Origin of the sequence: Chloroflexus sp. MS-G, from assembly GCF_000735195.1 — a bacterium.
Lineage (GTDB): Bacteria > Chloroflexota > Chloroflexia > Chloroflexales > Chloroflexaceae > Chloroflexus.
This window is the reverse complement of sequence record NZ_JPIM01000134.1, coordinates 1-11,116: the sequence shown is the minus strand read 5'-3', so window position 1 is coordinate 11,116 and position 11,116 is coordinate 1. Positions and strand designations below refer to the sequence as shown.

Below are 11,116 nucleotides of genomic sequence, written 5' to 3'. Positions count from 1 at the left end.
CCCACAGCGCGGATAGCAGAACAGAACGTTAGCCCCCTAACGCAGTGGTTGCACAGGCACGGTATATTCCTAACAAGAAATCCGGGTTTTCGATCATGCTCTAAGGTCCTGCTTTGTGTTCTCGTATTAATTGCTCTCACGATAGTATATTGCGGCAGTTACGGTATTCTTGTCGTCATGGCATCTTCTGAACCAACTTCATCTGTCTCGGTAGCGCAATCGGCACGCTGGCGACGGTATGCCCGATTCGTGATACCGCATGTCCTGACGATCGCGATCAGCCTATTGCTGTTCTCCCTCCTTCACCGCTGGTTTTGGGCAGTATCGCCACCAGTCACACCGTTGATCGCGACCGTTACACCTGTTCCGACCATCCCTCCCACGCCAATCCCAACCCCGCAACCCACCCCACCATCTCCACCACCAAGTGAAGGGTTACTGCGCCTGACCATCCTCGATCTCCAGGCTGAAAACGCCCAATTACGCACAATAACCCACCTCTTACGCGCCGCAATCACCCTTGATGAGGCACTCAATGCGCTCCAGCGTAACGATTTCGCCGAAGCTGACCGGGCCTTGATGATGGCACGCCGTGCGCTTGATCGGGCCTACAACCTGAGTACAGAACCCCAAAAAGGTCCCATCGACGCTATTCGGCTCCAGATCAGCCAGATTCGAGATGATCTCGGTGTTAGGCCTGAAGGTGCTGATCGACGTCTGTGGCAGGTACGGCGTTTGATACTGGCGTTGGTTGATGAATGAGTTCTATTCTCAGCTTATAGGCAGGCGGAGGTGATCGCCCCACGTGATCTAATACCAATCTGTTCGCAACAACCGTGTATCCTGGTTTGCAGGCCTCTAGTTCGCATTCTCCACTGTGTAGACGAACGATGGTGCGCTCCGCTGGCTCCTCCCACTCCCCCTGCCTCCATAAGTACCCCTTCCCCCCGCAAGCGGAGGGGAGGTAGGGAGTATCCCGCACACCCAAGTAACCGTGTGTGGCAGGAGTCATCAGCAGCAGAGACGGGAGCGTTTTCGGTATCCCTCGGTCGTTACATCGGCACCCCAACGGAGCAAACGCTGCAACTTCTTCGCTAATCCATAGTTCTCTTGACAGAACCGAGATGCCATACCAGGCTGGCAGGATGATACACGGTTGTCACAGACAGGATTGGTATACGGGCCAGGCATTACCGCCCTCCTATGATAGTGTATGGTGGCAAATCTTCCATGTGACAGCAGAGATCATTCAGCCACGCAACGATGATTGCGATAGCGTTGCCCGTTGATGGTCAGGTACGTGCAAAGATGAGGAATGAGTAAGAAAATCTCCCAATCCTCACAAGGAGACGTATAATATCAATAGTGAATTCTTTTTAAAGTAACATTTTCTGCTAGTACAAGGAGATTTCCGTGCTTGCAGTGCTGCGGCTTATCCAAACCTGATTTTGGCAAAGGACATTTGTATGTATCGCGATCCAACCATTCGCTCTTCCGAAATTACCCCAGAAACGGTGTATCTTAACCGACGTGCGTTCTTGCGCGGATTAGGTACGCTAGGTGTGGGTGCGGTGCTGAGTGCATGTGGCATTTCTGGCGGCCAGGAGCGCCAACAGGCTATCGTTGATGGAAATGAACGTCGTGATGAACTTGGTGATCCGGCCAACAGCTTTGAGCAGATTACGAATTACAACAACTTCTATGAATTCAGTACAAACAAGGAAGACGTGGCCCGGCGGGCGGCGAATTTTGCTACTCGGCCGTGGACGGTCGAAGTGACAGGGTTGGTGCACAAACCACGCATATTTGCCATCGAAGATATTCTAACCATGTTTGATCAGGAGGAGCGCATCTATCGTTTGCGCTGTGTCGAAGGATGGTCGATGGTTATTCCATGGCAGGGGTTTCCGTTGCACAAACTGCTTGCCATTGTTGAACCAACAGCACAGGCCAAATATGTTCGTTTTGAAACTCTCTACGATCCTGACCAGATGCCGGGCCAGCGCGACCGTTATTTTCCTTGGCCTTACGTTGAGGGTTTACGTCTCGATGAAGCGATGCACGATCTGACGTTACTGAGTACTGGTCTCTACGGACGTACTCTTCTACCGCAAAACGGAGCACCACTTCGGTTGGTTGTGCCGTGGAAGTATGGCTTTAAGAGTATCAAATCTATCGTTAAAATTGAGTTAACCGACACGATGCCGGTGTCATTGTGGATGGCGGTCGCACCGCATGAGTACGGTTTCTACGCTAATGTCAATCCCGACGTTCCGCATCCGCGCTGGTCGCAGGCAACTGAACGACGGATCGGCGAGTTAGGACGGCGCAAGACGTTGCCGTTTAATGGCTATGCCGAACAGGTGGCCGCGCTCTATGCCGGTATGGATTTGCGCCAGAACTATTGATCTGATCACAGGTGATGTCGGTCATCGGTTCTTCTGACGGTACCGTCTGTCGCTCTGGGTACAAAAAAAGCAGGCATTGTAAACATCTGTGCAGTACCGGTTGCGCTAGATTGCGATTGGTGTGCAGGGTCTATTAGCGAGCATTGCGCATACGGAACCTACTCATCGGTAACGGTTGCGACAGAACGAACGATTGACGAACAAAAAACCTGGAGCATTTCGAATGTCTCTTCGCTTCTACTATCAATGGATTGCTACCCGTACAGCGTACATCATCCACTTGTTTCCCCACATGATCGGGTTGCTCCCTCTGGGGTTTATCATCGGCGATACTTTTGGCGGACGTTTAACGGTGAATCCGATCCAATACCTCACACAACGCACCGGCTGGTTTGCACTAAGCTTGTTGCTGATGACGCTCGCCTGCACACCGCTAAATCGTTGGTTGGGTTGGAAGCAGGTGATGCGTTGGCGGCGGCCACTCGGTCTCTACAGTTTTGGCTACGCCAGCCTGCACGTTGCCATGTTTGTCGGGATAGACTACGGTCTTGACCTGAGTCTGATACTCCAGGTGATGACTGAAAAGCGTTACATCATTGCTGGGCTGCTGGCCTTTATGCTGTTAGTACCCCTGGCCATAACCTCAACGACCGGCTGGCAGCGACGGCTCAGGCAGAGCTGGCGCCGTCTGCATCGGCTCGTCTACCCGGCCGCAATCCTGGCCGTGATACACTATCTGTGGCTGAGCAAAGATCCGCGTCCGGCGCTCATTGCCGGAACTCTACTCGCAATCCTGCTGTTCGCCCGCATTCCGGCTAGGCAAGTCTGGCAGCGTGTGGTACAATGGCGATATGAGCGAACTCAAAGACAAACTGGTGCTCGTCGTTGATGACGAGCCGCGCATGATAACCTTCATGCGCATGAATCTCGAGTTAGAAGGTATGCGGGTAACAACTGCCACCAATGGCCGTGAAGCGGTCGAGAAGGTGCGCGAGGAGATGCCCGATATTGTCTTGCTCGACGTTATGATGCCGGTCATGGACGGATTTGAGGCACTGCGTCGGATTCGGAGCTTCTCGCAGGTGCCGGTCATCATTCTTACCGCCAAAGATGAAGAAGAGGATCGGGTACGCGGGCTAGAGCTTGGCGCCGATGATTACGTTGGCAAACCGTTCAGCCAGCGCGAGCTGGTCAGTCGTATTCGAGCCGTATTGCGCCGTCACTACACGCAACCGCCAATTCCCCAGACGCTGGTTAAAGTTGATGATCGGCTGAGCATTGATTTTGCCCGTCGTGAAGTGTTAGTTGAGGGGAAACGAGTCAATTTGCGGCCAACCGAATACCGGCTGCTGTATCACCTGGTGCAAAATGCTGGGTATGTCCTGACCCATGAAATGCTGCTGAGCAAGGTATGGGGGCCGGAATACCGTGATGAGAGTCACTACCTGCGGTTGTACATTACCTATCTGCGCCAAAAGATTGAAGAAGACCCTGCGAATCCACGCTATATTCTCACCGAGCGCGGTGTCGGTTATCGCTTCGTTGACTTCCCCGGCGCCCGTCGGATAAACACCGGCGATGTGCCGGTATGAGTATCCTGACCACAAACACAATGCCGTCGGCATTAGGGTAGGTTTTGCGTTACTCTGGCACTTATCTGAACGGCTTAGAGCCTGATCAAAAACCCAGATTTCTCATTGGGCACGTACCGCATCCACGCAATCATTGTGTGAGGTCGCCCTTCCTCGCCCCTTGTGGTAGTAAAAAGGGGGCTAGGAGGAAAGGTGATGACGCTAGGCGTGCTCTTCAGCACCGGCGCTGAACCCGGTACTACCCATTTCTATGAGGGTAACTTGTAGAGGTGAAATGTCGCCTTGCCCCTACTATCAGGTTCATCCGTCGTGAACGTAACGGTATAAGATATGCGGATAGGTTCTCAGCATAGAGGGTCTCGTTCGGAAATACCCTTTAGACTGGCGGCCATGGTACGTGCGGCCCTGGCCCCGGCGGTGGATAACGTCCACTCTCGATCAAGTTATTAAGCCGCCGCCGCAGCGCTCGCACCTCTGCCCGGTCGAGTAATGTATGCAGGGCTTGGGTCAGGTGTTCGTTCTGATCGAGCTGCTGACGAAAACTGGTAAACGCAGTCATAACCTCATCAGGAAAAGGTTCTCCCACAAAATCCCAGAGCACCGTCCGCAACTTTGGTTCAACATGGAAACAAATGCCGTGGTCAATAGCCCACAAACGTCCGTCTCGTCCTTGCAAACAGTGGCCACTCTTGCGGTCGGCATTGTTGACCAGACAATCGAAGGCACAGAGTTGCCTGATCTCGCGCTCGTACCCGCCTTGCTTCAGCATCGTGAACAGGTGAATATCTTCATCGTTATCAATGAACAACTGCACCATCCCGATGCCATACGGTCCATCGCGCACCACGGTTGGCGGCACCAGATGAAAACCGAGCGCCTCACTCACGATGTACGCTGCCGCTTCGCGACGGTAGAGCGTTCCACGCGGAAAATCCCACAGCGGACGTTCACCACGCTGTGGTTTATACACCGCCAGCAGGTGCAGGTCTTCGTGAACAATGCTGGTCAACAGGGTATAGTTGCTGCTATACGGCATCGCTGCCTCAATATTCATGGTACCCTGGGCCAGTGCTGTCAACACCCGCGCAACGCTCAGTTCGTGTGAGTGACCACCTTCCATACCATCCCTTTCACGACAAGGTAGGGGGTTACGAACATCCTAAGATGGGTGTTATCACCGGCTTTCCCCTGATCCCACCTTCTGCCAACTTGTGCGGTAAGGAAACAAGCAGTTGGAATGCTGACAAATACGAAAGCAGAGGCCGGTGCAACAACCACTTCACTTCGCTAACTATAGACTGGGCCATGACCGTTACGATGGGGACAGAAGTGACCGCTGGGATCAATGGGACGACCGCAGTTACCGCAGATTGGGCGACCGGCAGCAACTACCTGCTCTGCATGAATGCTCAGGGCCTTCATCTGCTCACGTGTGGCCGAAAAGCGCGCTGACAACGGTTCTTCATTTTCTCCATCTGGCATCCCCTGGGCCAACAAGACAATCCGATCCCGCTCGCTATCGTACCCTAACCCCATCTGGTAAATACGAAACTTCGGTTCAAGCGGCTCTTCGAGACTCATATCAGTAACCAGCAGATCGTCGGAAGTTGCCAGACGTGGATTACGTTCGCCGATAGCTTCCAACAAGCGATTAATGGCATTTGCCAGTTCGCGAATTTGCTCTTTTTCCGCCAGTAAGGTTACCAGACGGTTGCCACGTCGGGCCTGTAAGTAGAAGACCCGCCGACCTCGCGGCCCAACTGCGCCGGCGGTGATGCGATGCACCGATTCGAGATCAAACGTAAACTCTGCCATGGTACTACTCTGCCTCCGTTGATGACAGGGACGCTGCCTCCGGTGTAGGCGTTGGCGATGACGGTTTAGGGCGAAGATGCTCAAGCGACCCAGTATCATTGTAGGCCAACAGACGAGGCCCCATCGGCTCAAACGCTATCGCACTCAGGGAGCACGGGTTGACAACTAGCCGCTGAAACAAATCAATGTGCACACCAATATAGTATGCTAATGCCAACCGGATCAAATCGGCGTGCGACACCACTGCAATCATTTCCCCCACATGGCGAGCGCGTAATTGATCAATCGCGCTCACCATACGCATCTGTGCTTCACCGAGGGTCTCGCCACGGGGAAAGCGGGTACCACTCGGATAGTGCTGAACCCCTGGCCATAGCTCGTGGGTGTACAACTCTTTCAGCTCAGCCCCTTCCCATTCACCATAACGCACTTCGCCGATCTGTTCGACAATGCGCAATGGCAAACCGCGCGGTTCGGCAATTGCCCGTGCGGTCTCGATACAACGGTCAAGAGGGCTGGTGTAAAGTGCCGTGATCGGTAGATCGCCGAGCCGTTCACTGAGCGCCAGCGCTTGTCGTCGACCCTCTTCGCTCAGATGAACCCCCGGTAACCAGCCAGCCAACCGACCATGCACCCAATCATTCATTCCGTGACGGATTAAGAGGACTGTCGTTACCCGCCGTTCTCCGTTTGACACTACAACACCTGCTATCTCTGCAACTGCACTCTGTGCGATACGACCAATAATCGGGGCCTTCCCATTTCCATGATACCACGGTTACATAATTTCACAGCAAGGTGTTGCATCTCAAGGCTGCGCAACAATTTTTCTATCTGGCAGTGATGATAAGAAATTCTTTGACAAACCTCGTCAAAAAACCGATAATAAAGTGTCAAGATGACCATTCATGTTGACCTCATCTTCGTCCTGCGTTTTACCTGATTGCCAGATCACACAGAACCGTAGAAGCTCATATGGAACTACTCATTATCCTGTTCACCATCGTTGTTTTGGTCGCAAGCGTCGTATATGTCTTGTTGCAAGACTATCGCGCCCTGCCGAATCGTATCTTTGCCGCGTTCACGACCGGTTCGCTACTCTTGAGCTGTGCTGGTGCAGTACGTTTTGCCAGCCGAAATACGGTTGAAGTGTGGCTTCTTTCTGGGTTACTGACGTCTCTGCAAGCGGCAATCTTTGGGTTTTTGATCTGGTTGATTATGATCTTGTTTATGCCGCATCGCCACCAGCAATCACTTCTACGGTGGAGCGTGCTGGCGCCTTATGCTCTGATGACCATCGGCTTAGCAATAGACTGGTACGGACGCTTCGGGTTTGTTGGCATTGATGTGGTTCGCGATGAGAGTGGGATCACTAATTTTGTCCGTGGGCCGGCCTTTTGGCCGGTATTTGCGCTCTACATCATTGGTTGTATCCTTGTTCCAGTAACGATGCTGGTTACGATTGCAATTCAGCATCCGAGAGAACGTCTCCCTGCCGTTTGGTTGACGGCAGGGGCTATTTTGACCTTCCTGACCGGTTATATTTCGCGTGAAATGGGCCTGGTGGCCCTTGCCTATGCCAGTCTTCTTCCGTTGCATCTCTCGTTTGGCTGGGTCACGTTGCGTTACGGTATCTTTCGACCTTCGCAGGTTGCTCTACAAACTGCTGTCGAACACCTTCCCGATGGGGTGCTGGTGCTTGATGTTGATCGGCAGATTCGGTTTGCCAATCGAGCCGCGCAGCAAGTTCTCGCATTGAATACGGAACGGTCGTTTGATGATGCTCTGGCTGAGGCTGGCTTCAACGAACAGACAACCGATACTGATCGTGAGCTTGGCAGTCGTCGGTTTGCGCGAAGCAATGGTCAGGTGTTGCTGGTCTCGGAGGTTGTGATTCATGACAAGCGCGGTGGGGCTAGTGTTGTTTTGTTGCGCGACATAACGCTGCTCGAACGGCAGCGAGCCGAGCTTGTAGCATCACAGAAGGCACTAGCCGAGCGCAGTGCTGCCCTCGAACATTCACTGGCAGAGCTTCAGCAACGTGATGAGCTGCTGCGTCGTTTAACCTTGCCACTTATTCCTCTAAGCCAAGAGACATTGGTGGCACCGCTGATTGGCGCGTTCGATGCTGAGCGCTGTCAGTTGCTGTTCAGTTCAATTCTCGCCGAAATTGCTGCCCGTCAGGTACAGATTGTGTTACTCGATTTGACCGGCCTGACCGTTTTTGAACACACGTTAGCTCATACCTTGCATCGGATCAGCAACGGTGCCCGTCTGATGGGTGCTCAGGTAGCGCTATGTGGCATTCGTCCCGATCTAGCCGAGTTGATGATTCATACCGGTTCAAGCTGGGACGGCTTGCGCTCGTTTGCTACCCTTCAGGATGGCGTGGCAGCGCTGTTACGATAAATCTCCCTGGCTGAGACTACTCAATCCGATATGCGTCCCAAACCGGCAAGGGCCTGTGGGACGGTGAGCCAGCCATAACCGGGGAACAACTTGGCGATCTGTGATGAGAAGATCAGGCTGTTGCCGAGCAATTCGGTTGTTGGCCCTTCTACCACGATCTCTCCTTCGCTCAGCAAGACGACCCAATCGGCGCAGGCGGCAGCTAACTCAACATCGTGGGTTGCCATCAAAACGGTACGACCTTCGCTGCACAGCCGGCGCAGGATGGCGATCAGACTGCTTTTGGCCTGGTAATCAAGACCACGGGTTGGCTCGTCGAGGAGAATAAGTTGGGGATCACCGACCAGGCTGGCTGCTAATGCCGCCCGCTGTGCTTCGCCGCCACTGAGATTGCGCGGGTAGTGTTCGATCAAGTGCGCAATGTCGAAGCGGGACAGCGCGTCGCGAATTGCCGATGGTGAAGGACGGAGCTTTCGTCCCCGTAAACTGAAGGCGATCTCTTCATCCAGTGTATCGTGAAACAGGACGCTCCGCGGGTCTTGAGGCACATAGGCAACACGCTGAGCCAGTTCTTCTACCGCCAGTGGCGCAATATCTTGCCCGGCTAACTCGACTCGTCCTTCAACCGGGCGGACCAGGCCGATGAGAGTTTTGAGGAGCGTGCTCTTGCCGCTCCCGTTACGTCCCATCAGTGCAATGAGCTGACCACGTGGTAGTTCCAGATTAACCCGATAAAGTGCTTCATGCTGATTGTACCGAACAGTTACGTTGTGGAGACGTGCCAGGGGAACAGACGATGCGGGTGGTGGCGATAATACTGGTGATGGTACCGGTACATCAGAAGGTACAAACCGCCGTCCTTCTTTGATGGTCAGCGGCAACGGATGCCATCCCAATACTGCCCCAAGATGTTGGAGTGGAGGTCGTAGATCAATCCGGGCTAATACATCGCGCGGCGATCCAAGATCAATAGTGCCATCTGGCGCCAGATAGAGTATACGGTCGGCATACTGTACTACTCGTTCTAACCGATGCTCGCAAAGCACGATGGTAATACCGAGATCGGTATTGAGCTTTTGGAGAGCGGTTAAGACCTCTTCAGCGCCATGGGGATCGAGTTGACTGGTCGGTTCATCGAGGACAAGCACTCGTGGTTGAGCAGCCAGGGCCGCGGCAATTGCCACCCGCTGTTGTTCGCCACCGCTCAGCGTTGCTACATGGCGGTGACGTAAATGGGCAATGGCCAGTTGATCAAGGACTTCTTCCACGCGCCGCCGCATAATGGCTGCCGGTACGCCTAGATTCTCCATCGCAAAGACAATTTCATCTTCAACCCGTTCAACCACAAACTGGCTTTCCGGGTCTTGCACAACAAATCCGACCAGATCGGCCAGATCGCGGGGCTGGTAGTGTAGCGTATGACGTCCCCAGACCTCTATCCGGCCACGGAAATGTCCGCCGTAGAAATGGGGAACCAGGCCGTTCAACAGGCGGAGCAGGGTACTCTTGCCGACACCACTCGCCCCGCAAACGAGCAGGAACTCGCCTGGCTCGATCTGAAAACTCAGATCGTGGAGGATGGGCCTGGTTGCGCCAGGATACGTGTAGCTAACTTGGTTGATGTCGATCATAAGGTGCTCAACACTGCTTGCAAGCCGGTTAGGAGACGATCAATGTCTGTCGGAGTATTGTATCCCTGAACTGAGATGCGAATCAACGGTTGCCCTTGCCAGGTGAAGCATGGGACTTCGACACGCCATTCATGCCAGAGCCGGGCCTGAACCAGTGCCGGATCACAGGGTGGTAGCGGTAATGACCGCATCTGCACCCACCAGTGTTCGTCATCGGGGGTCAGCGGTGCTGTACCTGTCAAGGCCAGTATCTGTTGTGATGCAGCGTACAGCAATTCGTGACATGCGTGTCGAACATCGACCCACTGGTGACGGTGCTGGAACTCAATGGCCGCTGGTACGCTGAGAAATGCTGATGGATCATCGGTTCCCATCCACTCGTAGTAGGCTTGTAACGGGCGTCCTTCTGGATAGGCCAGAAAGCTGCCTGACAATGGTGTTGGTGGTTGCCAGCCCCAGCTCACTACAAGCGGTTCGAGAGCGGCCTGGTGTTCAGGGCGCACGTATAGGAATCCGGCCCCTTTTGGTGCGCACAGCCATTTGTGGCAATTCCCGGCGTAGAAATCAGCTCCCAATGCTTGTAGGTTCAGATCGATCTGGCCAGGTGCGTGGGCACCGTCGATCACACTGATGATCCCGGCTGCACGTGCCCGCCGACATACTTCTGCCACCGGCATAATAATGGCCGTCGGCGATGTGATGTGGCTGAGCAAGATTACTCGTGTGCGGGAAGTGACACCACGCCAGATCTGTTCGACAAGCTGTTCGGGTGTCGTTACCGGTAATTCCACCGGCTGATTGACATACGTCGCGCCGTGTTGGAGACAGACGTAACGCCAGGTACGTTCAATTGCGCCGTATTCGTGAGTAATACCCAAGACTTCATCACCCGGTTGTAAAGGTATCGAACGGGCAACAATATTCAGCGCGTAAGTCACGTTTGGCACAAAGACGAGATCATCTGCCGGTGCCCCAACGAAGGTTGCCAGACTCATGCGGGCCTGACGCAGGCGTTCAGACAGGCATCGGCCAAGAAACTCAACCGGTTGTGCTTCAAGGGTGCGTTGCCATTGTTGATAGATAGCGAACACTGGACGAGGACACGCGCCGAAGCTACCGTGGTTGAGAAAGGTCATATCGCGCCGCAGCAGAAACTGGTCGGCAATTTCAGGGCAAGGTAGTTTACAGGTTGTGACGTGCATGCGATCATTACCTTTCGGTTGAACGTTGTTTGTGATCATTATCGCTGATAACCGGTGCA

The 11,116-nt window shown here is 53.8% G+C and carries 10 protein-coding genes; 5 read left to right on the top strand and 5 right to left on the bottom strand.

Annotated features, from left to right (window positions below; genetic code table 11):
* Window positions 1-177 precede the first annotated feature (177 nt).
* From JE47_RS0117675 to JE47_RS0117660, 4 genes are all read left to right on the top strand, one after another.
* The gene (locus JE47_RS0117675; RefSeq protein ID WP_031461027.1) at window positions 178-762 is read left to right on the top strand and encodes a hypothetical protein; all 585 of its coding nucleotides are present in this window, start codon (window positions 178-180) and stop codon (window positions 760-762) included.
* Window positions 763-1,466: 704 nt separating this feature from the next.
* Window positions 1,467-2,408 carry a protein-methionine-sulfoxide reductase catalytic subunit MsrP gene (msrP, locus tag JE47_RS0117670; protein WP_031461026.1) on the top strand — a complete coding sequence of 314 codons (942 nt, stop codon included), beginning with the start codon at window positions 1,467-1,469 and terminating at the stop codon, window positions 2,406-2,408.
* A 223-nt stretch (window positions 2,409-2,631) separates the two neighbouring features.
* Window positions 2,632-3,297 (top strand): sulfite oxidase heme-binding subunit YedZ, encoded by a 666-nt coding sequence (locus tag JE47_RS0117665; protein ID WP_051871199.1) that lies wholly within the window; start codon window positions 2,632-2,634, stop codon window positions 3,295-3,297.
* Window positions 3,260-4,000: a response regulator transcription factor gene (locus JE47_RS0117660; protein WP_031461024.1), complete on the top strand. Its 741-nt coding sequence runs from the start codon at window positions 3,260-3,262 to the stop codon at window positions 3,998-4,000. The genes JE47_RS0117665 and JE47_RS0117660 overlap by 38 nt, the downstream gene beginning before the upstream one ends.
* A gap of 376 nt (window positions 4,001-4,376) precedes the next feature.
* Here the strand turns inward: JE47_RS0117660 and JE47_RS0117655 are convergent, their stop codons facing one another.
* The 3 genes from JE47_RS0117655 to JE47_RS0117645 all read right to left on the bottom strand — a co-directional run bounded on the left by JE47_RS0117655 (window position 4,377) and on the right by JE47_RS0117645 (window position 6,512).
* The gene (locus tag JE47_RS0117655; RefSeq protein ID WP_031461023.1) at window positions 4,377-5,120 is read right to left on the bottom strand and encodes an SCO1664 family protein; all 744 of its coding nucleotides are present in this window, start codon (window positions 5,118-5,120) and stop codon (window positions 4,377-4,379) included.
* A 167-nt stretch (window positions 5,121-5,287) separates the two neighbouring features.
* Window positions 5,288-5,815, bottom strand: coding sequence for a DUF3090 domain-containing protein (locus JE47_RS0117650; protein ID WP_031461022.1), 528 nt, complete (start codon window positions 5,813-5,815; stop codon window positions 5,288-5,290).
* A 4-nt stretch (window positions 5,816-5,819) separates the two neighbouring features.
* Complete coding sequence (locus JE47_RS0117645; protein ID WP_236631291.1) at window positions 5,820-6,512, bottom strand: histidine phosphatase family protein; 693 nt, start codon at window positions 6,510-6,512, stop codon at window positions 5,820-5,822.
* 278 nt (window positions 6,513-6,790) lie between these two features.
* On the opposite strand from JE47_RS0117645, the gene JE47_RS0117640 reads away from it, so the two are divergent.
* Window positions 6,791-8,224: an STAS domain-containing protein gene (locus JE47_RS0117640; RefSeq protein WP_031461020.1), complete on the top strand. Its 1,434-nt coding sequence runs from the start codon at window positions 6,791-6,793 to the stop codon at window positions 8,222-8,224.
* 20 nt (window positions 8,225-8,244) lie between these two features.
* Here JE47_RS0117640 and JE47_RS0117635 read toward each other — a convergent pair whose 3' ends face one another.
* Entirely contained in the window at window positions 8,245-9,855 is a 1,611-nt protein-coding gene (locus JE47_RS0117635; protein WP_031461019.1) for an ABC transporter ATP-binding protein, read from the bottom strand.
* Entirely contained in the window at window positions 9,852-11,057 is a 1,206-nt protein-coding gene (locus tag JE47_RS0117630) for an aminotransferase class V-fold PLP-dependent enzyme (RefSeq protein WP_031461018.1), read from the bottom strand. Before JE47_RS0117630 ends, JE47_RS0117635 begins: the two co-directional genes overlap by 4 nt.
* Window positions 11,058-11,116 lie beyond the last annotated feature (59 nt).

Excerpts from the sequence above, each read along its gene's own strand:
- JE47_RS0117630 (WP_031461018.1), bottom strand. The coding sequence starts at position 11,057 with ATGCACGTCACAACCTGTAAACTACCTTGCCCTGAAATTGCCGACCAG.
- JE47_RS0117665 (WP_051871199.1), top strand. The coding sequence starts at position 2,632 with ATGTCTCTTCGCTTCTACTATCAATGGATTGCTACCCGTACAGCGTAC.
- JE47_RS0117660 (WP_031461024.1), top strand. The coding sequence starts at position 3,260 with ATGAGCGAACTCAAAGACAAACTGGTGCTCGTCGTTGATGACGAGCCG.
- JE47_RS0117635 (WP_031461019.1), bottom strand. The coding sequence starts at position 9,855 with ATGATCGACATCAACCAAGTTAGCTACACGTATCCTGGCGCAACCAGG.
- JE47_RS0117655 (WP_031461023.1), bottom strand. The coding sequence starts at position 5,120 with ATGGAAGGTGGTCACTCACACGAACTGAGCGTTGCGCGGGTGTTGACA.
- msrP (WP_031461026.1), top strand. The coding sequence starts at position 1,467 with ATGTATCGCGATCCAACCATTCGCTCTTCCGAAATTACCCCAGAAACG.
- JE47_RS0117640 (WP_031461020.1), top strand. The coding sequence starts at position 6,791 with ATGGAACTACTCATTATCCTGTTCACCATCGTTGTTTTGGTCGCAAGC.
- JE47_RS0117675 (WP_031461027.1), top strand. The coding sequence starts at position 178 with ATGGCATCTTCTGAACCAACTTCATCTGTCTCGGTAGCGCAATCGGCA.
- JE47_RS0117650 (WP_031461022.1), bottom strand. The coding sequence starts at position 5,815 with ATGGCAGAGTTTACGTTTGATCTCGAATCGGTGCATCGCATCACCGCC.